Raw genomic sequence first — 26,263 nt, 5'->3', positions numbered from 1 at the left:
ATGGGTACCTTTTTCCAAAAAAAAATCATTATTCCAGTTGTTGCCTCTGTCTTTTTGTTTGTTGGGGTAAGCTTCAAAGACGACTATTTTGAGATTGCCAAACAATTGGAAATTTTCACGACGCTATTCAAGGAATTGAACAAAAATTATGTCGACGAAACTACCCCTGCAGAGTTGATGAACAATGCCGTCAAAGGAATGCTGGCTTCGCTTGACCCTTACACCGTTTATTTTAACGAACAGGAAGTACTCAAATTCAAAATCAACAATACGGGTGAATATACCGGAATTGGAGCATTGATAACCCGAAAAGACGACAAACTAATCATAAAAGAGCCTTATAAAAATTTTCCAGCCGATAAAGCGGGACTCAAAGCTGGCGACGAAATCATTCAAATAGGCGACACACCTTTGGCCGATTTCAAAGATGATGCTTCCCAATTATTGAAAGGTTCCAAAAACACCAAGATCGACATCAAATACATCCGTCAGGGTAAAACCAATACCACTGTAATTGTATTGGACGAAGTGGAAATCAAATCAGTTCCTTATTTTGCCAAAATTGATGATAAAACCGGCTATATCGTATTGGATCATTTCAACAGAAAAGCCTCAACTGAAACCAGAGAAGCTTTGGAACAATTAAAAAAAGAAGGTGCCGAAAGAATTGTCTTGGATCTAAGAGGAAATCCAGGTGGATTATTGAATGAAGCCGTAAATATTTGCAATCTATTTGTTCCAAAAAATGAGATTATTGTAACAACTAAGTCAAAAATAGAAAAACACAACAACACCTATAAAACATCCAAAGAACCTATAGACACTACTATTCCATTGGTGATTTTGATTAACGGCCGAAGCGCTTCCGCTTCCGAAATTGTTTCGGGAGCCTTGCAGGATTTGGATCGTGCTGTTGTTTTAGGAAGTCGTAGTTTTGGAAAAGGTTTGGTACAAAGACCTGTGGAATTAACTTATGGAACACAACTAAAAGTGACGATTTCACGTTATTACACTCCTTCGGGAAGATGCATCCAAGCATTGGATTATGCACATAAAGACAAAAACGGCGTGGCTACCCGAACCGATGCAAAAAACTACAACACCTTTAAAACCAGAAAAGGAAGAACCGTTTATGATGGTGGAGGTGTTTTGCCAGACATCGAAATGGAAGAAACCAAAACTAGTCCGATTGCGAATGCCTTATTAAAAAACGATGGTATTTTTAATTTTGCCACTTCCTACTATTACAAAAATCCAAATTTAGGCACAAAAATTCCAGTAATCACTGATGCCGATTATGCCGATTTCAAACAGTATCTGAAAATCCAAAAAATAACTTTTGACACAGAGACCGAAGTGGCCCTAAAAAACACTTTGGCGACTGCCAAAAAAGAAAAACTGGACGAATCAATTGCTGTAGAATATCAACAATTGCTTTCAGCACTTCAGAAGTCAGAAAATGCATTATTGGATAAAAACCAAAAAGAGATTAAAGGTTTATTACTGGATGAAATTATCAAACGTTATCAATATCAAGAAGGTCTTTATGATTATTACATCAAAAATAATCCTGAAATTAAGAAAGCGGTCAGCATTTTAAACGCTGCAGCGGAGTATAATTCAATTTTGAAAATCTGAGATAACCATCAATTGATGAAATAAAATTGGGTTATTTTTGGTTATAACTAATCCAAAAATAACCCAATTTAATATTTATATAACTGCTAAAAAGTGACGCAAATTACTCTTTAATCATTTCAATATGCGGGATATCATCCTCCAGATACATTTCGCTGGATTGAACAAAACCAAGACTTTCATAGAATTTTTTGAGATACAATTGCGCTCCAATGGTAATTTGTCTTTCGCCAAAGTGTTCCAAAATACCAGCAATAGCTTCTTTCATTAATGCTTGCCCCCATTTTCGGTCTCTGTAGTCTGGATCGACCGTTACCCTTCCTATAGATGCATTATCAAAAGAAATTCCAGATTTGAAAAGTCGCGCGTGAGCCACAATTTTACCATCAAAAGTTCCAAAAAGATGCAAAGCGACTTTATCCTTGCCATCAAGATCAAGATAAACGCAATTTTGCTCCACTACAAAGATCCTACTTCGTAATTGGAGTATATCATACAATTCGTTTACTGATAGCGCCTCAAAAGGCTTTATTTTCCATTCTATAGTCATTCTTGGAATCTTTATTATTTTCTGATTTTAAGCTTGCAAATATAAAGCTCAAAACAATTACTATTCAAAAACAAATCAATTTATCCTTGTCTCTTTTAAAATAGTTTCTAATTCATGCATGAAATCTCGTCTATCTTTGGAAGGAACATAACAAAATCCAACGAGGTAAGTCATTCTGTTCTTCTTAGGATCAACTATAAGATAACTTACAAAAGGACCAAACATAAAACTATCTTTCAAACGCCATGTCCCTCTTGTTTCATATGTCATTTTCCCATCCAAAGTAGTTTTCGAAAGATAAAGTGGATAAGATGTATCAACATACATGTTTGAGAAAGGTTCTTCTCCTTTAACGTAGGCTGCACCAATAGAATCTTGAATTTTTACAACCTGATTCAAAACATTCCCCTCAAGATTAACTTTGCTAATGGGAAATTGTGTAACCAGAATACAAGAGCTTCCACTGGAAAACTCTCTTTTTAGCCAAACGAAATTACTGTTTTTAATACTAAAAGAAAAGCTCTTTGGAACTTTCAGATCAAGTTGAAATTGGTTTTGAAGTGTTTTTGGAATTACAACAGAGTCTTTCAGCAATTCCCAGTGAGCAGCTATTTCTCCTTTTTTGATACTTTGGATTATATCTGGAGTTTTCTTTTCAATTAATTCCAAAAGTGCTGCAACTGATTTACCAGTAATATGAAATACATTTTGTGGAGTAGCGTATTGGTTTTTCTTCACTACAAAACGATTCTCAGTACCTTTCTTTATGACAATAATAACTCTACTTTTGGTTACAAAACCCTCCATTACATTTGTTGGGTATTGATTGATATCAAAAATAGGCTCCTCTTTTGGCATGCCTTCAACAGGACTTGCAAATTTATTCCTAATACTATCTCCAACAACACCATTCCATAATTGATTATCAATCACAATAGAAATGGAATTAATCTTGCCTGTAGAATGTCTGGAACTATCTTCTTTTTTCTTAGAGCAAGAAAAAAAAATCACAACAACAAATAGAAATAATATAGCAGTTTTATTCATATTAAAAAGTCTGAATAGACTTCAAATATACTGCAGTTTATTCAATTATCCTTTTATTTTCAATCCCATTCCCGGTTTTAAGTCATCACCGGTAATATTGTTCCATTTTTTCAAATCGGATACCGTAACTCCAGGGTATTTTTTAGAAATACTAAACAAGGAATCTCCTTTTTGAACTAAATAATTGCTGTCGTCATTTTTAGAAGAAGCAGTAGTGATGTCTTTTTTCTTAAAAGAATCTACAGTAGCATTGTTAGTGTTGATTGCAATTTCGTTTTTAGCAACTACCAATGAATTACCAACAACTATGTTATTTGAGTGCAAATTATTCCATTGCTTCAGATCGGTTAAAGATGAACCAAACTTCTTAGCAATACTTCCAAGATTATCTCCTTTTTGAACTTCGTATTGAATATCTTTAAGTTCAGGAGTCACTGCTGCTACTGCAACAGTCGTTTCATTAGGAACCGGTACAATATTACTAACTTGCAATGAAGCACCTAATTTTATATTTTGCGAAGTAAGATGGTTCCATTCTTTAATCTCTGCTACTGTCGTATTGTGTTTTTTGGCAATAGTATTTAAATTATCTCCTTTTTGAACAGTATAGAAATTTGTTGCATTGACAACAAGTGTATCTTTTTTATCTACAGTTGCTTTATTTTCCTTGCTTGCAATACTCGTATTATCTTTTACTATTAGAGCTTTATTTTTTTCATTGTTTGAAGCCAATAGAACACTGCTTGAATCCGAATCTTTTACTATGATTATCTTCAATGATTTACCTGCGGCAACTGAATTTCCTTTGAGGCGGTTCCATTTTTTTAAATCCGATACTGCTACATCATTCCGTTTTGCAATATCACCAAGATTATCACCACGCTTCACTTTATAATATTTGACTTTGGTATTAGATGCTAATGCAGTAGCTGTAGAATCTTTGATAAAATTAGACTTTCTTCCCTCATTGATCTTCTCTCTTTTGTCCATTTCATTTTGAACATAAGCATAAATTTTATCTTCATTGGAAGTAAAGACTGCAACTTTGCAAGAAGGTAAAGTCAGATAATGGCTTTTACCAGCATAATTAGGAATTACATTGCGTTTATAGGAAGGATTTAGTGCTTGTAATTGCTCAATTGGTATGTCTAATAAATTGGAAATTTGAGCAAAAGACATTTCTTTTTTCACCATTACCGTATCGGTAGCAAAATGTCTAACTAAAGCTTTTTTGGGAACAATACCGTGTTCTTTGTGGTATTCGTAAATGTACATTGTGGCAAGAAAAGCGGGAACATATCCTTGGGTTTCTTGTGGAAGGTATTTTTTGATGTTCCAAAAATTTTGCTGACCTCCAGAACGACGAATCGCTTTGGTTACATTTCCTGGTCCCGAATTATAAGAAGCCAAAACCAAATCCCAATCGTTAAAAATAGTGTACATGTTAGTCATATACTGAGCTGCAGCAGCAGAAGATTTTAAAGGATCAGACCTTTCATCAACGTAAGTATCAATATCCAACTTGTATTGTTTACCGGTGTGATACATGAACTGCCACAATCCTGTAGCTCCCATTTTTGAAACCGCTTTTGGATTAAGAGCCGATTCTACTACGGCTAAATATTTAATTTCCAAAGGGACGTTTAGTTTGGCCAATGCCTCTTCAAAAAGAGGGAAATAATACTCGGCAACAGCCATTTGATTGGCAAATGCTTTTCTTCTATTTTTAAGGAAGGACTTTATTAAATTTTCTAACCCTTGATTGTATTCGATGTTAAAAGGAGATTTAGCATCCATCACTGCCAGTCGTTCTTTCAACAATTCCGTAGGCAACTCTTTGTCGATATCTTTATCAATATTAACCGTATTGATTTCTGTTTCTAAATCATTGTATATGTCTAGAGTACTACCAATTTGATTCATCCACAGACTATCCGTTTTAACAGTACGATCGTATTTTACAAATGAATTTTTGATAGAATCTAAAAAGGAAATAGGTTTCTCGACATTAACCATGTCGGTTTTCTCTACAGAATTCTGTGAAAATACTGCAAAAGAAAGCAAAAGAAAAAAAGATAGGGTGGTATTTTTTATCGTCATAACTGTAATTTCAATTCGCTATTATTCAAACGATTACAAATCATTTATTGCAAACTTAGAATGTATTTTCCAATTTGAATCATAAATAATGTTAAAAATACAAAAAAATTCGACATTTAACCTAGTTTTTTAAATTTTGTAAGCAAATAAGTTCAAAAATGTAAAAAATTTAATTTAAAAATCAACACAAACAACTCATTAAAAACTAAATCAAAAACTTAAAAGCCAAATTTTGAAATTAAAAACAATTAAAATAAGGGGAGTTATTTAAAAAAATTGAAGCTTAGAAATTCAGCTACATTATTAAGTTTGCATTTATTTACTAACGTAAAGTATTGTATTCTAGTATACTATCCAAAAACAAAAAACCTTTAGTCGCAAATAAAGCAACTAAAGGTTAAATTGATTTTTAAAATGTATAACTAACAATTTAAAAATTCAAGAGATAAGCATCGATGACAACATCAATACTTTTAGTCTAATATTGCAGCAATTCCTGGTAAGATTCTACCCTCTAACATTTCCAACATAGCACCACCTCCAGTAGAAACATAACTCACTTTCTCTTCAAAACCGAATTGTTTTACAGCAGCAACAGAATCTCCACCTCCCACAAGAGAGAAAGCACCGTTAGCAGTAGAAGCAGCAATAAAATTACCTAATGCAATTGTTCCTTTGGCAAATGTTTCCATTTCAAAAACACCCAACGGACCGTTCCAAAGAATAGTTTTAGATTGCATAATGACTTTTTCAAAGTTTTCCAATGATTTTGGTCCCGCGTCAAGACCTTGCCATCCGTCTGGAATTTCTCTTACATCCACAATTTGCGTATTTGCTGTATTCGAAAAGTCATCGGCTGCAACAACATCCACTGGAATGTGAATTTGAACACCTTTTTCTTTAGCCAATCTTAAAATTTCTAGTGCCAATTCTTGTTTATCATCTTCACAAATAGAATCACCCACTTTTCCACCCAATGCTTTTACAAATGTAAATGTCATTCCACCACCAATAATCATGTGATCTACTTTGTCCAGAATATTTTCAATTACCGTAATTTTTGAAGAAACTTTAGAACCACCAAGAACAGCAGTAACCGGTTTTTCACTATTTTTTAAAACTTTATTTAAACTTTCAATTTCTTTAGCCAATAACAATCCGAAACACTTACTAGTTGGGAAAAACTGAGCAATAATAGTTGTCGAAGCGTGTGCTCTGTGTGCAGTACCGAAAGCATCGTTTACATAAATATCTCCAAGTGAAGCTAATTCTTTTGCAAAAGCAACATCTCCAGCCTCTTCCTCGTCATGAAAACGCAAATTTTCCAATAATAATACTTGTCCTGCTTTCAAGTTTTTAGCAGCATCCTGAGCTTCTGCACCAACACAATTGGCAGCAAATTGAACAGGAACTCCCAAAATTTCTGAAGTTGTTTTTAGAATATGCTTTAAAGAATATTTGTCTTGTGCTCCTTTAGGTCTCCCTAAATGCGACATTAAAATCACACTTCCTCCTTGTGACAAGATAGTGTCTATAGTAGGTTTTGCAGCTTCAATACGGGTAACATCGGTTACATTAAAATTTTCGTCCAAAGGAACATTAAAATCTACTCTTATTATTGCCCTTTTATTATTAAAATCAAAGTTATTCAAAGTCTTCATGGTTCTTTTTTTTAGTTGTTTTTGAAAGAATAACAAAGATATAACTTTTAAATAAGTATTAAATTTCAAAATTCTAAAAAAATTATGAATTTACTAACGAAATCGATGTAAATTCAAAATAAACTCAAAACAATTTACAGTTACTAAACTTAATACGAATTAACCAAATAAAGTCTTGCGGTAAAACACACATACGTAACTTCTATTAGAAACAGAGCAAAAAAAAAACACAAATCATTTCCAGTAAACCAGAACTAATTTGTGTTTTTATGTATTTAAAAAATTATTACCTATTCATGTACCGGGCTTTGTGTACAAGGGCAATTACTAATCCCTTGCAAGAATCTAAATCCTATCGTTAAGGAATGCGTCCCCGAATTATAAGCTACTAAATCATTTAGTGTCACTTGGTATGAATAACCCATAGAGAAAACCCCTTTTGTAAATCCTACCATAGGACCAACGCCTAATGGCTTACCAATTTGATCGTTCAGAAAACGATAGGTAGCCCCTATCCAATAATAATCTTCATATCTATTGAACTTTCTATATTTTAAGTTTAAATCCGTACTAGAACGACCATCACTTTGAAATAATTGATAAAAGCCAGAAGGCTCTAACTCTGCTCTATTACCAATATCGATAACATAACCTGTATACAATTGGTAATTGGTAAGCAAATTCGGTTCAAGCTTAGTGGTTGTAAAATCAAGGTTTTTTTGCAAAATATTGGTCGCTGTTGCACTCGCATAGAAACCCTTGTTTCGATAAAGAAAGCCTACTTCAAAGTTATTATTGGCAGTTGATCGATCATCAGTGATGTCCGGATCAGGATTTCCAGGAGTTAAATTCCCAACATCAATTCGAAAAGAATTATAGATATACGAAAGACCAAACGAAAGGTATTGTTTCGAATAATAATCTAAAATAATGTGGTGTGCAAAGGTAAGTTTTCCTCCTGTTTGTTTGGTGTTTCCATTGGAGTCATTGTACAAAGTCAAACCCACACCCGATTGGTCTAAAACTCTAAAATCGGCATACAAAGCCTGACTTTCTGGAGCGTCGGTAACACCAACCCATTGTTTATAACCATTGAGATTAATTCTAAAGTTATCTCCAATACCAGCATAACTAGGTGAAATAACATAAGGATTATCAGCCAAATACTGTGTCGCTACAGGTACATTCAACTCTTGACTGTAACTTGCTGTTACAGTCAAAAGGAAAATGCTGATTAAGATCTTTTTCATTTTAATTTTTTTCATTTTTGGATAACTCCTCACTCTTCTTATCTGTATAGGGTAAAATGACCTACAAATTCACGTTCATCCTGATTGTGTTTCAATTTCAACACATACCAATAATCACCCATTGGCAACTCAGTTCCATTGTATTTACCGTCCCAAAATTGCCCCGCTCCAAAAGTACCTACTTCACGTCCATAACGATCATAAACTACAAATTTAATATTTGGGTAGTTCTCGGTATTCGTTGGTTTCCAGCTGTCATTAGTACCACTTCCATTTGGTGTAAAGACATTTGGTATTTTAATATCAATAAATTCAAAATACTTAGTTGCAGATACAGAGCAACCATTACTGTCGGTAACAGTAACCGTGTAGTCTCCAGATCTAAAATAAATATATTTATTGTCTGATCCTATATCCTGACCATTAACAGAGTAACGATACACCCCAGAACCACCAGTAACAGTAGCGACAATCTCATTTAGTCCACCAAGATCTATCGAAATGGTTAGTGGATCTATTCTGTCAATTGTGAATGTATCTGTTGCATCAATACAACCATTTTTATGATGTACCATTATAAAATGATCCCCAGGCGTTAGATTGGTAAACACATTGCTGTCTTGCTCGACTCCAGTACTGTCTAAAGAGTACTTCACATCGGTAGAAACATTACTAGGATCAATAGTTACAGTAACTTTATTGGCTGGTAAATCATTCACACATTCATTAGATACTGTTGCAATTGGGTTTAAAGTAACCGCAGCGTCTAAAGCCACTTCCATTTCAAAAGTACACGTATTCGCATCTTGAATATACACCGTATGGTTTCCTCCAGAAAGTCCAGTGAATAGTAATTGATTCGGAACATAAACTCCATTCGGATTATCAATACTTGTACTATATGGAGCGGTTCCTCCTGTAATAGTGATAGCAAATTCACCTGTTTTCTCACCTGCACATAATTCTTGTTGAATAGAGCCTGGAACTACATTAGCAACAATTGAAGTTGGCTCGACAATTGTATGCTGATCTAAAATAAAACAACCATTTTGATCCTGAGTAATAATATCATAAACACCAGGTTTCAAATTAATAAAGGTACCCGATACGAAAAACTGATTCAGATTAGGTGAAATAGCATATTTGATTATTCCCGTTCCACCAGAAGCATTGATTTCAATTTTTCCGTCTCCATTTCCATTACAGCTTACAGGAGTTACAACAACTGGAGCAATTAATGGTAAAATAGGCTCATTAATTTGTATTACACTAGTGGTAGTGTTACAATCACCACTAACTACGTTAACTTTATAATTACCAGCAACTAATTGAGTAAAATTACCCGGTGTCGTTTGAACAGCACCAGCAATTGGCAAGTTTGTAGCATCATCAAGTAAGGTATATACATAATTACCTAAACCACCATTTGCAACTGCAACTATAACACCAGTTGCATCATCTTTACAATTGATAACTGAATTAGTAACATCTAAATTAATAGTTAATGGCACCAATGCATCAATCTTAATGTCATTAGAAACAATACTCGTACAACCATTCACATCACGTACATAGTAACGATAAGTTCCTACAGGCACTTGGAAAGTAGCGCTATTTCCAACCATAGCTATACTAGATACAAAGTTTGGAGTAGTACTGTAAGTATATGGTGCCGTTCCTCCTGCTGCACTTAATGTTAAAGCAGTTTGAGTTAAACAAGTTTGAGTACTTGCAACTACCAAACTAGCTGAAACAATAGTTGGCTCTGCTATAGTTATAGGGGCAGAAGTAGTTCCACAACCCCATCCATCAGTTACTGTTACTGTATATGTTCCTGCGCCTAAATTGGCAAATACATTTCCAGCTTGAGGACCATTAGAAATTATTGGACTAGCCGAAGTTGTATTCAAAGTAAACAAGTAATTAGAACCTTGACCTCCTGTTGGGGCACTTACAGTAATTGTTGCACTAGTATCGCCTTTGCAAGCTAACATTGAAATACTAGGTACTGCCGTGAAAGTTATTGGTAAAGGATTACTCAACACAACCGTTTGAGGGGCTACACAACCTTTAGAATCCCTAACATTAATGGTATAAGTATCAGCCGTTAAATTAGACCAATTGTTATTTGCTCCGTAAGCTTGTACTTCGGTGGCACCTTTTAATAACTGGAACTCGTATCCTCCTGGCCATCCACCAGTTGCAGTTGCAGAAATAGTTCCATCATTGTTACCCGTAACACAAGTTATTGCAGTATGAGTTTCACCTAATGTCAATGCAGCTGTAGGCCCATTAACAGTAAAGTTTTTGCTTACGACACAGTAAGGCGTATTGGTTAATGTAGCGGTAATCGTATAGGTTCCCGCAGCTAAGTTGGTCAATGCTACTGTTCCTGCAGCAGTTGAAGTACCACTTGGCAATGAAACACCTAATGCATCTACTAGAGTATAGCTAAACGGTCCAGCTTGATTTGGACTATTTGCAGTAATCACTCTATCAATCAAAGTCACATTAGCGCTTCCATTTGTACCTCCAAAACAAGTGACATCTACAACATTGTCTATGGTCAAATCGAAAGTATTTGGCTCATTTACATAATGTACCCCTTGGATTTCACATTGTGTATCTAAGTTTCTAACCGTGATTAAGTAATTACCAATTGGTAAATCAATAAAAGTAGCAGTATTTCCAACAACTGAAGTTGGAGCTAAATTATAACCAACCCCTAAATTAGCAGTTGGAGGTGTAGTACTATTATCATAAGTTACATCCTGAACTGTAAACTGTAAATTAGTAGCTGGTCCACCAATAGTAATCGCTGTAACTGTGATGTTTTCTAAGTTATTACATGTTATAGCTTGATTAACGGTTACGTCTACTTTATCCAAAGCAATGTAAGGTGCAATAGTGATTGGAGCTGTACTTGTTCCAATACAATTTTTGCTGTCATAAACATTGACAATATAAGAACCACCGGTTAAGTTAGCTTCGGTGTACACATTGCTAGAGCCAAACTGTACCTGTGTATTTGGTGTTCCTACTTTGATGAACTCATAGTTCAAATAAGAATTAGAACCACCTGTAACACCTACAACTGTAATAGTAGCTAAGTTACTCACATTTCCAGAAGTACAACCGAATGGAACTAAAGTAGGAGCTGGCACGTTAATTAGCGCTGGTTCAGCTACTGTGATCGTCTCAGAATCAATACAATTTCTTTCAGAAGTTACCACTACTGTATAAGTTCCTGCTGATAATCCACTGAATAAGTTAGAAGCTTGAGGTGTACCACCATTTAAGCTATACATATAGACAGGATTATCATTTATTCCCGGAGCTGGTGTAGCCATTGTAGCGATAATCGTTCCATCGGTACCTCCGTTACAAGTTACATCTGTCTTAGCTAAAGCAAAACCAGTAATTAGAGTTGCTGCTTGTAAATTAACAGTAGCAAATACTTCACACAAAGTAGTAGTATCACGAACTCCAATTATATGAGATCCAGATGCAACATTAGGGAATGAAGCTACTAAAGCAAAAGCACCTCCATCAATATTATAAATATAATTACCTGAACCGCCCGTTGTGCTCACCGATACTACCCCGTCATTCGTTGCACAAGATACTGGCGTAGTAACCGTTGGGGTTAAAATAAGCGGATCTAAAATCGTAACAGATGTTCCAGCAGAAATACAACCATTTGCATCTTTTACCGTAATGTTATATGTACCTGGCGCGTTCACCTTGATTACATTACCCGTTTGATAATTAGAACCATCGGCACTATATTGTAAAGCTGTACTGAATCCAGAAGCCGTTACTGTAATATCATAAGTACCTGTAGCGCTCACACACGGCGTATGAATTGCTGATGTAATTACTGGATTTGCATCGGTTAGAATGGTTACAGATTTGAAAGTAACACAACCATTTGCATCCATTACATACACATCCCAAGTCATGTTTGCTCCTGAATTCGTATCTACGGTAAGTAAGTTACCCAATCCATATGCACTTACTACAGGTGCTATTGCTGTTGTTGGAACTACTGCATATTTGTAATCTGCTGTTCCACCAAATGCCGCAACTGTAATGGTGGCATTATCATTATTACAATTGATGTTTGTAGCTGTGGTGTTAAAATCTAATGCCAAAGCTGGTTGGCTAACTACAAAATTCGTAATTGTAGCAATACAATCAGAAACATCATCAGTTACAGTGAAAGTATAACTACCTGCTGATAAATCAGTGTAGCGAATTACATCACCTGTTACAGTTGGAGGAACTGTCGGAACTGGAAGCAAATTATAAGAATAATTCCCCGCTGTAATATAATTAGAAACTGTAAATTCAATTACTCCAGTGCTATCACCATTACAATACACATTATTGATTAATTGAGGAATAACCGCAATTTTATCTGCTTCCTCTACTATAATAGATTTAATGGTACTACAACCATTGGCATCCGTTACTTTGATAGTGTAAGTAGCTGGAGCCAAATTAGCAAAACTAAATGGCACTGCACTTGGTGCGCTTGGTACCGTCGCTGCTAATGCAGGCGATATGATTTCAAAAACATAAGGACTTACTCCACCAGACACACTATTAACCGTAACTGTAGCCACTGTTCCTGGTGTATTACAATAAATTGGACTAGCCGTAATATCCATGTCCGTTGGTGGAGAATATGGATCAACAACAGCTGAACCTGAAACACTACAACCGTTAGCATCACGAACCACATAATTGATAGTTTGAGCACTGTTTACAGAGAATGAAGAAGAAGCTTGCCAATTGGTACCATTATCAAAACTATAGGTATATCCTGGAGTTCCTCCGCCTGCAGTAATAGTAACTATTGCATCTTGTGGAGCATTCGCAGTATCACAACCAAATGGCGTTACCACTTCAGCTATTACTGTAACCGCTGTTGGCTGTCCAATAGTTTCTGAAATAGGTGCAGAAATACACATTTTCGCATCTCTAACTAATATTGTATATGTACCAATTCCAAGACCATCAAAAACATTTGAGTCTTGATAAGTCGTTCCGCCATCAATACTGTATTGGTAAGGAATAATTCCTCCTGATGGAGTTAACGTAATCGTTCCATCTGTATCACCAATACAACTAACCATAGTTGGAGCAGTCAATGCTGCTGGAGTTGTATTTGGAGTTACAATGACATCTTGTGACTCTGCTTGACAACCTTGCGTATCGGTTACTCTAAATTTGTAAGTACCAGCAGTATTAGTTATAAATGGATTTGCAGATGCAACATATCCAGTACCATCATTTACCTCATAACTCACATAAGGGGTTTCCCCTCCTGCAGCTGTTAGAGTTACGCTTGCATTAATTGCACAAGTCAAATCTTGTGTCATATCGGCTTGTAAAGTCAATTGTGGTTGAATAGTATAATTTACAAAAGCTGCACAACCATTGTCGTCTTTAATTCCTAATATATATGTGCCTGGCACAGTGAATGTAGCTATTGAAGTCGCTATTGCTGTACCATTTACTGTATACGCTTTATTTCCGTTAAATGTTGTGGTTACTAAGTCCAAATCTGTAGTTAATGCAGTACCTACATAACATTGACCCACTGGAGGTACAATCGTTGGTGTAGCATCAAATGCAACACTCACATCTAATTTAAACGTACAACCGTTGGCGTCTTTTACCCAAACATCATAATCATTAGGACTAGGTAAAGTAACGGCAAGTGTGCCATTGTCACTTGCTGTATAATCAATAGCTAGAGGCGTTATTCCATTATCTACAAAAGCATACGTATAATTAAGTGTTCCACCAGTTCCTTGAACCTTAACTACAGCACCTGAATTACAATTCGCATTCAAGTTGCTTACTAATGTTAATCCTAAAGCTGTTGGCTCTGCAATAACAAAAGATACATCGGCTGTACAATCCGTTGTTGCATCCGTTACTTGCAAGGTATAATTACCAGGAGCTAAACCAGTCAAAGTCACTATATCAGCTGTAATTACAGGTGTTCCCGTTCCAACTGTTAAACTCGCAGTATAGCTTGTGAAATCCGTTACTTTGAAAGTAGCCGAACCATCATTAGCACCAAAACAAGTCACATCCGTTTTAGCAGTTGTTGCCAAAGTAATGTTTGTCACTGGAGTTACTGTATACGACTCTTGATAGGTACAACCGAAAGAATCGGTTACTTGGAACATATAATCACCTGCTGGTAAATTGTTGAATACTGTTGGCACAGCAAAACCTGTAGTAATTTGTGGCGGATAAAGTGCTGTAGCAGCACCATTAAATTGAACAATTTCGAAAGTTAATGCACCCACTCCATTAGTAGCACTTACCGTAATACCTGATGTAGGTACTGGACAAGTTGGTGCTGTTGATAGCGTAAAATCCAAATCAGTAGGTTTGTTTAACGGATCAACATCAATAGTTTGAAGTGCCGTTTCACAACCATTTGCGTCTTTTACTCTATAACTTATCGTTTGGACACTTCCATTGTCATCTACGGTATAAGTTGGATCAGATGTATAACCCAATCCGTTAAAATTGTATAAATAGCCTGAACCAGTACCACCACCAGCTGTAACAGTAACTACAGTAGCTGTGTTACAAGTAGTATTGGCTGGGAAAGCCGCACTAGCTGTTAATGGCGTTGCTGGAGCAACAATTACATTAGTATCATCTGTTGAACAACCTCTTCCAGAATTTACTCTTACCGTATAAGTTCCTGGTAGTAATCCTAAGAATATGTTTGAAGATTGAGCAACTGCCAATTGAGGTCCTGCAATAATTTCGTAGGTATAACTAGGATTATCATTGCCCGCTAAAAGTGTCACAGTTATACTACCGTTACTATCGCCAACACACAAAGCTGGAGTAGTTGCAGTGTTATATGTTACTGGTGTTGGAGCTCCTAAAGTAACAACCGCAGTTGTGGTACAATTAGTTGGAATAGCGGTATCTGTCATAGTCACCGTGTACGTTCCTGCTGGTAATCCCGAAATAACTCCTGTTGTATTATTTATGGCAACACTTGGAAAGGTTGGCGCAATAGTATAGGTATAAGTACCCGCAACAGGACCACCTGTTCCAGACATTGTAATCACACCATCATTATCAGCACAAGTTGGTAATGCAGTAATAGCAGGTGTAGCTACCAATGGTACATCAATAGTTATTGTTTCAGTATAAGTACAACCATTAGCATCTTTGATAATGATAGTATGCAATCCAGAATTTAATCCGGTTACAGTATAAGGTAAATATGGCAGAGGTAAATTAGTATAAGTACTTCCATCGATACTAATTGAAAGAGCTCCTGTTCCCATTCCTGTCTCTGGTGGTGTTACTGTTGGAACTGCGCTAACAATGATGCCGAAATTACCTTCAGTCACACATTTGTTAACCACAGCCAAGCCAATTTTAGGACTTTGGTCAAGTAAAACAGTTACTGGCTTCCCTATAATACAATCTCTACTATCTTTAACCCAAACAATGTAATTTCCTGATTCTACATTAAACGTACTTGGGATATGAGTAGGTGACACAAAAGAGATAATAGTAGGTTGTGTATCTGCAGCATCAATACCAATTACACCATTATCAGCTACTATTTGATATAAAAATGGGCCAGTACCTCCACTACGTATTGCTATAACTTGACCAGCATTAGCATTACAATTGTCATTTCTAGTTGAGGAAACACTTAAGTCCAAAAGCACTGGAGATTCAATAATTGAAAAAATAGTTGATGCACTAGTACAGCCTGGAAATGAACCACCCACTTCTGTAAACTTAACATAGTAATTACCAGGAATAAGACCTGGAGGTGTTGTAACTGTGGTAGGTGCGGCTGTTACTATAGATCCTGAAATTCCTGTTGAAATATTGGTTTGATCAGAAAATATTTCCCAATTCACAGATGTTGCATCATAATTACTAAGAGTAAAGGTAACACTACCTGTAGCGGTTCCTGTACAAGTAACATTATTAGCCACTGGAGCACTTGAAGTCATCCCTGTCAAAGGAGGTATTGGTCCAGAAGCTTTTTCAAAATAATAACAACCTGTTATATTATCCCTAACCACAAATGTATAAACAACTCCTGGTATTAGGTTTGTAAATGTTCTTTGTCTATTCGCAGGCGAAGCTGCTCCATCTGGTGCTAAGAAACTAGTACTAAATGGCGCCACAGCTAAATCATAAATTCCAAACTCATAATCTGGTATTGGTGGTATAACTATAGGATTAACACTAACAATTATAGTAGCCCCATTTGTACAGTCAGCTGTTGTTGAAAGATTTATAACTAAATCATCTGGTGGAGCAAGTACTTGTATATTACTCACAGTTTTTGAACAACCTGTAGCATCCGTTACTATTACTTCAAAATTACCAAAACTCAAATTAGCAAATGTAAAACTAGCCCCAGTAGGATCAGGATGAGTTATTACTGCACCAGTTGTAAGGTTTCTTAAAAGATAATTAAAAGGAGCAACTCCATTTGTTATTGCACTAACCGTAACTGAACCTGCTATAATTGCAGCACTACAAGTCATATTAACTGGTGTAGCTGTAAAAAGAATTTCTGTAGGTTGATTCACAATTGCAAATCCTGGAAATTCACAACCTTTACTATCTCTTACAATGTAAGGATAACCCGGGCCTGTAGAGACCGCTAAGTTAGAATAAGAGGAAACTGCTGAAAAACCTGAACCATTAAAACTATATTCAAATGGTGCTACACCTGCAGTAGGATTTATGGTTACCACACCATTACCTGATTGATAACATGTCAAATCTGTTACAGTTGTTGTAGCTGTAACAGGTGTTGGTGTATTGGTATTAACAGTATTAGTTACTCTAATACAACCATTAGCATCCGTAATTTCAAATTGATATGATTTTCCAATAACAATTCCTGTATCGGTGTAATTCAATGTTGTTCCTGCAATTGGGAAAGGAATAACAGCACCTGAAAAACCAGCACCATCAATATTTACTCTATATCCAAAAGGTGCTAATCCACCCAAAACATCCACTTTCATTGTAGCTTCTTCAGATGTAGAACAAGTAATATCTTTGGTTACCAATGCCGTTGCGGTTAACGCTTGGTTAACGGTAACGGTTGTAGTAGTTAGACAACCATTAGCATCTGTTGCTGTTATAGTATAAGATCCTGCTGCCACTGTAAAGGTATTAGCTGGACTTGGCGCTACACCTGTATTTATAGTATACGTATAAGGCGCTAAACCACCAGCACCTACAGCTATAATTTGGAAAGCACTTCCAGTAGCTGAACATTGATTAAAAACAGATGCTGTAACTGTTGGGGAACCATTATTGATAATTGTAACCGGAGTTTGTGCTATACATCCTTTCGCATCCTTAACATAAACATCCCAAACTAAATTAGCTCCAGTATTGGTATCTACTGTAATAACATTCGAAGTTCCAAAAACAGTAGGAACTGGATCACCTGAAACAACTGCTGCATAACCATAATTAGTGGTTCCTCCTGTAGCGGTTACTGTAATTTGTGAATTGTCATTACTACAGAACACATTAGTTGCAGTTGCAGAAGTAATAGTTAAAGCCGCAGTTGGTTCTATAATGGTTACGGATTTACTATCGGTACAACCCGTTGTGATGTCCGTAACACTAAAAGAATACGTTCCGTCTGCAAGACCTGTAATGGTATAAACATCACCTGCAATTGCAATTTGTGCTGGTGGAATCACTGGTGAAGTAACCACAGTATAATTTAGAGAACTACTAAATCCAGTAACTGTAAAACGTGCACTACCTGTTGTATCGTTTTTGCAATCCACATCAGATAATTTGGTTGCCGTTACAGCAATTGGAGTTACAGGCGCAATAGTATGTGATTCAGTGTAGTAACACCCGTTGGCATCTGTTACTTTGAAAGTATAATTTCCGGCAGTTAATCCTGAGAAGACTCCACTTGAAACTCCTGTTGCATTAATCACTGGACCCGAAGTAATAACATAGGTTAATGGTGCAACTCCTGTACCAGCAGTTACTGGTACAGTTACTGTACTGGTAGTACTCGCTACAGGTGCACAATAAATTGGCGTATTGGTAATGGTGGCAATCGTTGGTGGATTAAGTCTAAATAGTGTTCCTAAACCCGAAATAGTACATCCATTGGCATCTTGTACACTATAGGTATATGGCTGATCTGAACCATTATCATTTACTGTAAACAAGTTATTGTTTCCAAAAGCGCCTCCGTTGAAACTGTATTTATAAGGCGAAGTACCTGTTCCAGCAGTAGTGTTGATGGTAACAGTACCCGCCACTTTTGTATTTGTAGGTGAACATGTAAAAGTAACTTCTGTAACAGTGGCTGCTAAAGCAGTAGGCTCAGTAATAGTAACTGCAATCGAACCTATACACCCTTTACTGTCTTTTACATAAAAGGTATATGGTGTAGCTGAAGCCGTTAATCCTGAGAACAAACTTGTTGGAACAAAAGTAATATTATCATCACTATACGTGTATCCGCCAGAACCTCCTGAACCTGCTAATTGTACAGCCCCGTTGTTTCCTCCATTACAAGTTACATGGGTTGGAGTAGCACTTACAGTAGGATTAGTTATTGGATCTACTGTTGCTGTACTTGTTGCAGTACAGCCAGGTGTGTTAGCATCTGTAACTGTTACAGTATAAGTATCTGCCGCAGCTCCAGTATAAGTAATAGTTGGCCCAGTAACCCCGGTAGCCGAAGCCACTGAAGTACCCCCACTATTAGTAATTGAATAGCTATAATTCGCTTTACCACCTGTTATTGTTGCAGTTATCGTTGCATTTGGTCCTGCTGTATTACAATCCAATGTCTTAGTAACTTGAGCCAATACAGCTAATTGTGGATAAACCGTTGTTGGAGCTGGTGCTGCTACAATACAACCATTTTTATCTTTGATGTAAACGGTATAAGTACCTGCTGCTACGTTAAAAATTGGACTCGCTTGAAAAGCGCCAGTTGGACCTGCAATTCCATAAGTTAATGGTGTTAAACTTGCGGCCGAAGGTGTAGCGGTAATGGTAAAAGTACTTCCTGAGGCTGTACATTGTCCACCAACTACCACACTGGTAATCGCTGGCAAAGCATCACTAATAACTGTAACAGTCGTTTTTGTGGTACAATCATTGGCATCTTTTACATAGACATCCCAAGATAATACTGTACCTGAATTAGTATCTACAGTTAATACATTATTTGTAACGAATGTAGGTGCAGCTAAACTACCCGCTGGTAATACTGCATACATATAATTTGGTGTTCCATTTGCGGCAACAACCGTAATTTGAGAATTATCGTTATTACAATTTACATTGGTTCCTGTAGCACTTGTAATTGCTAATGCTGCCGTTGGCTGTGTAAGTGTAAGCGTGTAATCATCAGTACATTTTGTGGTTCTATCTGTAATTACTATTGTATAACTACTAGCTGGTAAATTATTTAAAGAAATTGTAGGTGCCGATTGATTATTCTTACTATCAATTATAGTTCCTAAAGTATTTGTAACAACATAATCATATCTATGAGTATTCAATCCTGATACAGTAAACTGAATATTACCATTACCTCCAAAACATTTAATTGGACTGATTACACTTCCACCCGCCACAACATCAGGAGTTCCGCTAACTGTATAAGATCTTGTTATGGTACAATTGGTTTTAGTATCCCTAGCTTGGAAAACATAAGCTCCTGGGGCTAATCCTTTAAATTCTCCATCTGAATTCTCAGTTGAATCAAAACCTGCTGGACCAGAAATAATGCTATATCTTTTTGGAGATGAAACACCAATACCTGCAATATTAACATGACCACCAGCGGGTGTAGTCGCACAATCCCATCCAGAATCAGTAATAGTAATGCTTGTAAATTGTTCTGGAGCTGCTATAACTATTGATAATGGCCCTATTTGGCAATTATTGGCATCTTTAACATAAGCCGTTACCGTTCCAGCTGTTGCTGTGGTATAGGTATTAGATGTGGTAAAATTAGAGTTTCCATTGAAACTATACTGTAAAGTTCCTGTACCTCCAGAACCCGTAACTGTAACGACTGCTGGCACGGTTCCTGTCGGGCTACAGCCAATATCAGTAGCACTAATATTTCCTGTAACCACGCCTGGATTCACGATAGTAACATTACTTACTGCAGACTCACAACCTTTACTGTCAATAACTTTTACATTATAAGTACCCGCCGGCAAAGCCGTAAATTGGTTTGAAGTTTGTGTTGTATAAGTCGCTGAAGCACTTAACTTAATAGCATAAGTATAGCTAGTAGTAAATCCACCAGAAGCAGTTACAGTTATACTACCGTCATTGGCATTATTACAGGTAATGTCGGTTTTTGTTGTGGTAATGGCTGGAGTAGTTTTGGCCGTAACAGTAATTGTATTACTTGCAGCTGGACAACCTCTACTATCAGTAACTGTAAACACATAAGTCCCTGAAAGAGTTGCAGTGAATGGGAAAGCTGCCACTGTAGTTGGCGTTCCTCCGTTATGAGATACTGTATAAGTATAAGGTGCACCATTACCATTGGTAACATTTGGATTACCAATAGATGCATCTACCAAACATGTTAAATCATTCAATAAAGATACATTAAACCCTATTTGTGGTGCAATTACAATACTTGAAATAGTGGCTGTACAATTGTTGCTGTCCGTCACTACAATTGTATGCGTTCCTGGCGCTACATTAGCAAATGAAAAAGTAGTCAATGCAGAACTAACCGCTGCATTACTGTTTAATTTATAAGTAAATGGACCAACTCCACCTGTAAGGCCTACTACAAGAGTAGCTGGATTAGCTGTAGTATAACAGTAGTCGGTCGTAGTATCTAAAGTAGCAGTCAGTGCCGGTGGAGCCGTTACTGTGATAGAATATCCCGTAGCATTACTACATCCATTAGCATCTCTAACAAATACAGTATAACTACCAGCTGGAACATTTGTAAAATTAGCATTGTTATTGAAAGCTGTAATTACCGTCGTTCCATTAGACTGACGCAACTCGTATTGGTAAGCTGGCGTCCCTCCACCTCCTACTGCAGTAATCGTAGCACCTGTAGTACAAGTGGCTTGTACAGTAATAGAAGCAGAAGCGGTTACTGCTGCTGGCGTATTTATAGTTACATCAAACGGTTTAGAACAAGATGCCGCTGAAGATGCGTCAGGGCGAACGATTACTTTATACAAAGCTCCCGCTAATCCAGTTATAATCACTGGCGATGAAGTAGCTGTTTGCCATGTTACACCATTGTCTTTAGAATATTGAAATCCAGCAGCTTCAAAATTTTGAGCGGCTATTGTTATTTCTCCATTATTTGCTCCTGCGCAGGTTACGTTTTTAGTTCCAGCAATTTGGGCGCTAAAGGCATTCCCTGTTGGCACAATTATAGTAAAATCTTTGGTTGACAGACAAGACTTAGGCAATTGATATACACGAACATCATCAATAACAACATCATTACCGCTATACAAAATACTTCCAGAACGAATCACAAATCTTAGATTAGTATTATTCCCTGGATTTAATGTTAAAGAAATAGGCACCCATTTGTTTCGATTAGCATCTCCTGGTAACTCTGCAATTTTACCTGAATATTGTTGTGCTACTACAGTCCCTGATCCATCTACTAATTGCACCAAAATATCTGGAGCTGCTCCATTAATTCCAGCACGCAATAAATTAGCAACTGCAAAATCAACTTTTACCGGTTGATTGGGGATAACATCAATAATTGGTTTACTGTACAAAACACCGTTTGGACCAGCTGCTGAGCCAATATTTACTAGCAAGAAACGTCCTCTAGGGTCTCCAACACCAGCAAGATTATTAGGGTTAGTAGTATGATCTTTAAAATGATACCAAGCCCCAACATTTGTTCCCGAAGGATCATCACTTCTCCAGAAGTCATAAGTTACCGAGTATTGATTATCCTCTACAGAACGGGTACCACACAAATATGGAGCACTTACTCTCAAGTCATTAAAACAGTAGGCTGCTGCAATTCCTGGAGCAGTTGTTGAATTTCCAGTTCCAAAATTTTCATTTAATAAATTACTAAAAGTTGGAACTGAATTTAATTTGTATTCTACTTTAATAGCATGTGTACCAGGAGCAACATTTAGGAACACATTATTAGGAGTGTTGGTATTTTTTACCCCATCCAAATAATAATCATACGTATAAGTAACACCCCCTGGATTGGCAACGGTTACCGTACTGGTCGCAGTACCATCACAATTAAAATCAACCGGAGTTGCCACATCAATTTGTGGTTCGACTGGTTCTGGATCAAGCGTTATTGGCGCACTAAAAATACAACCATTAGCATCTCTAACATATAAGTTATAAGTTCCAGGAGCTTTAAAAGCATCATTGGTTGTGGTCCAAGTGGCTTGGTTATCAAAACTGTACTCATAAGGTGACACTCCTCCTTGTGGGTTGGTGATACGTACTTTACCATAGTTTTTAGGCGTAGGAGCTATACCACATCCTGCTAACTCCGATACACCAGCAGAAGCTGTTACAGCTGAAGCTGGTTCTGTAATAGTAATGGCGGGTTGGGGATCGAAACAATCTACTCCGTTTAAACTATATCTTAAAATTGGCGTATAAGTACCTGCAACTAAATTTGAAAAAGTACCATTGGCTACATATGTAACACCATTATCTATACTATAGGCAAGTGTATACCCATTCGCATTGGTTACATTAAATTGTATAACCCCCGTATTTGCTCCATAACATAAAACATTAGTCGGCGCTACAGTAAATACTGGTTTAGCAAGCGGAGTAACAATTAATGGCGGAATTTTATAAGTACAGTTATTACTATCTACTACATCAATATTATATATTCCACCTGCTGGCAACGGTAAAGTAACAGCAATTTCTGGCACGGTTTGAAAAACTGTTGCGCTATTTACAAAATAAAAATACGGAGCAGTTCCTCCAACTGGAGTAACTGTAATTTCTCCGTCAGAACATGTTAATGGAGTTGTAAGTGCTGCAGTTGCAGTCAATACAGGAGGATCAACTATAGTTACAGAACCTGTAAAAGCACAATTATCGGTTGAAGGATTTGTTGAAACATTTACTGTATAGACACCTGAATTAAGATCCGTAAAAGTATGAACATTTGATGCAATTGGACCAACACTGTTTACTAATGTTGCCCCTTGATAGATACTAAAATAATATTGTGGATTTACATCATTGGCTACCAGTTGTACGGTTCCTTTTCCTCCATAACAAAGCGGATTAGTATTTGAAACATCAACTGTAAAAGCTCTCTCTCTTATTAAAATATCGGGTACTGTAAAAATACAAGGGCTTGAAGTCACACCCACTTGTCTAATATATGCAGTATAAGAATTAGCCGTATTTACTGAAAAAACATTACTTGATTGATAAGTAACTCCGTCCAAACTATATTCATATCCAGCTGGTACACCACCAATCGTTATTCTGCCTGAAGTACTACAAACAATATCACTAGTAGTAACTGTTGGGCTTAATAAATTTTGATATACATTAAAATAAAAACGATTAAAACATCCACCTGGATAATTAAAAGTAACTCTAAACTGCCCTGAAGTGTTAGCCAAATAACTAGGCCCTGATCCTACATTTGACCAAGTACACGAAGAACTTTCGTTGGCACAATTACTATTTGCAACAGCACTACAACTTGCTTCATTTAGTCTTTCCCAAACAATTGTAGATCCATCGGATATGTTTGTATTTATTAATCTACTTGAATTGGCTCCACTTGATCCAATTGAATTGGTTCCACACAAAAAGATGTTAGGCAAGATTTTACCATCGTTGGGACAAGTCACTTCTTCGTCAGCAAAAGCGCTAACTGGATTTATGGCTATGCCCCCAAAACGTTCAACTGTAATTTCTTCATTATAATCGGTACAAGGTTTATTACCAACACCAAAAACTTTATAAACACCCGGTACTGTAACCGTAACCGTTTGGCCTGTAGCTGTGAAATTACCCGGACCTGTCCATGTATAACTGGCATATCCATTAGAAGCAGTTACTGTAGAACTGTTCCCACACAGAACTGCTTTATTAGTAAACAAACAATCTTTAACTCCAACTAGAAAATTGGTTGCTTGTGGTGTTCCTAAATTACAAGAAGTATAAGAAGACAAACTTGGATCGTCTGTAATTTGTGCAGTATTAATAACTCCTCTATAAGTTGCATAAGCAGTATTCTGGATTCTATTCTCACAGGCATCACTCAATTCATTACAAGTAGGTACCACTTTAACTTTTAAAACGATATCATAATGAACGAAAGGACCTCCAGGCACTAACGTCTTTTGCACCAAATTATTTGGAATAGTAAAAATGATAGTTCTTGTTGCAGCATTATACGTATGTGTTACCCCCGCCGGAACCGAAACAATATCTGCTGGATAGTTAAAATTTACATTAATTGGTAAAATATCTTTTATAGTAAATGAAGTGGCATCATCATTACCTTGATTTTCGAAACCAATAGTATAATTTAAACTTTGACCAAGGGTTACATCCAAATTACTCGCATCATTCCCTGCATCATCTTTTACAATCTTTGTAAGTAAAATAGTAGGTTCAATTATGTCGACTGCAAATGTTGTAACAAATGCACCATAACCATCACCGCTTGTGGTCAGTTTTAAATCTCCTGCCGTTGAATTATTAGGAATAACAGATCGACTTGGATTAGGTATTATAACATTATCAACATCAAAACCTAACGTATTTGTACTTGCAGGATTTCGGTCAATAACATTAACTCCGTTATTGGATATAGTCGAATTAAAAAAATTGTTAGCAGGATTTACTGCATCACTAATATTGGTGAAAACTGCCGAACTACTGGCTTTAAATTGAAATCTGTCATCTGATATTCCTCGGTCTCCCTCCAAAGCTGCTACTCCAATTTTAGCGTTAACCGGTAATGGTGATGGTAATGTTCTATAACCGCTCACAGGAATATCAAGCGTAGCACCACCTTGAACACCCGCATATCCGTCAAAAACGGATATAAATTTACTCGGCACTGTAGGGCTTTCGTAGATAACAACCAAAGTCCATCCGCCACCGCTACCTCCTTGTCTTAACCCTCGTGTCGCTCTTAAATTAGCAACCGTATACGTTCCATCAGCATCAGTCAATCCTTTCAATAAATTCGTTACATTCTTATAGCAGATTATTGGAGAATCTTTAAAAGATTGGGCATCTGCAGGTGCACTTGTGCCGTAATACTGGTAACCGTCAAAAATAATATTGTCTTCTTCACCAACAAGATCAGGATTATTATCCGCAACCAAATCAACATAAGCACCTGTAGGCAATTTAAATTTTACCTGATTCCAATCATTGAGTCGAGGAGTTCCTTGGAAAAATTTGGTAACATCTGTTCCTACTTCATTGGGGTAACAAGACGCCCAATACAAACCCGCAAAAACAATATTCTTACAAGAATTGTTAATTTTTAAATCCGCTGTACTTGAACTAAAAGTATCTGTGTCCCCATCCACATCAATATAAACAGCTTCATATGAATTGTTATTACCACCTCCTGTATAAGGTAATGCTAACCCTTTCCCACTAACAACACTATTACCAATCAATACTACATCTCCCTTTACTTTGATATTACCACCAGAAAGTCTTGGGGTAAATGGAACTGCAAGTTGAGAAAAAACTGTAGTGCTATTTAACAATATCAAAACAACTACTACATTGAATACTGCTTTACTTTTTCCCAATAATGAGTTCCTTTTATAAAAAAGTGATTGCATCAAATTTTGCAATTCTTTCGCTGTAGAAGCACAAAAGAGAAAACCCTTTTTTAAAAAGTTTTCAAACAGAGAAAATACAGAAAAAAATAATTTTGAAAAAGTAGGTTTTTTCATAATAAATATATTTTTGAAGTATTTCTTTAAAAA

General features: G+C 36.5%; 7 protein-coding genes. 1 reads left to right on the top strand and 6 read right to left on the bottom strand.

The features are described from left to right. Nucleotides 1–1,638 (top strand): S41 family peptidase, encoded by a 1,638-nt coding sequence (locus tag B0E44_RS17900; protein ID WP_077378782.1) that lies wholly within the window; start codon nt 1–3, stop codon nt 1,636–1,638. Nucleotides 1,639–1,741: 103 nt separating this feature from the next. Here B0E44_RS17900 and B0E44_RS17895 read toward each other — a convergent pair whose 3' ends face one another. The 6 genes from B0E44_RS17895 to B0E44_RS17870 all read right to left on the bottom strand — a co-directional run bounded on the left by B0E44_RS17895 (nt 1,742) and on the right by B0E44_RS17870 (nt 26,083). Then, the gene (locus tag B0E44_RS17895) at nt 1,742–2,188 is read right to left on the bottom strand and encodes a GNAT family N-acetyltransferase (RefSeq protein ID WP_077378592.1); all 447 of its coding nucleotides are present in this window, start codon (nt 2,186–2,188) and stop codon (nt 1,742–1,744) included. Between the two features lie 75 nt (nt 2,189–2,263). Then, nucleotides 2,264–3,235, bottom strand: a complete 972-nt coding sequence (locus B0E44_RS17890) for a DUF4837 family protein (protein ID WP_077378589.1) — start codon at nt 3,233–3,235, stop codon at nt 2,264–2,266. A 45-nt stretch (nt 3,236–3,280) separates the two neighbouring features. Then, nucleotides 3,281–5,335: a LysM peptidoglycan-binding domain-containing protein gene (locus tag B0E44_RS17885; protein ID WP_077378586.1), complete on the bottom strand. Its 2,055-nt coding sequence runs from the start codon at nt 5,333–5,335 to the stop codon at nt 3,281–3,283. 473 nt (nt 5,336–5,808) lie between these two features. Further along, nucleotides 5,809–6,996, bottom strand: a complete 1,188-nt coding sequence (gene pgk / locus B0E44_RS17880) for a phosphoglycerate kinase (protein WP_077378583.1) — start codon at nt 6,994–6,996, stop codon at nt 5,809–5,811. Between the two features lie 290 nt (nt 6,997–7,286). Further along, entirely contained in the window at nt 7,287–8,246 is a 960-nt protein-coding gene (locus B0E44_RS17875; RefSeq protein WP_077378779.1) for a type IX secretion system membrane protein PorP/SprF, read from the bottom strand. A gap of 38 nt (nt 8,247–8,284) precedes the next feature. Beyond that, nucleotides 8,285–26,083, bottom strand: a complete 17,799-nt coding sequence (locus B0E44_RS17870; RefSeq protein ID WP_165688827.1) for a T9SS type B sorting domain-containing protein — start codon at nt 26,081–26,083, stop codon at nt 8,285–8,287. Nucleotides 26,084–26,263 lie beyond the last annotated feature (180 nt).

The organism is Flavobacterium sp. A45, assembly GCF_002001005.1.
Lineage (GTDB): Bacteria > Bacteroidota > Bacteroidia > Flavobacteriales > Flavobacteriaceae > Flavobacterium.
This window is presented reverse-complemented; position numbering and strand designations above follow the sequence as displayed.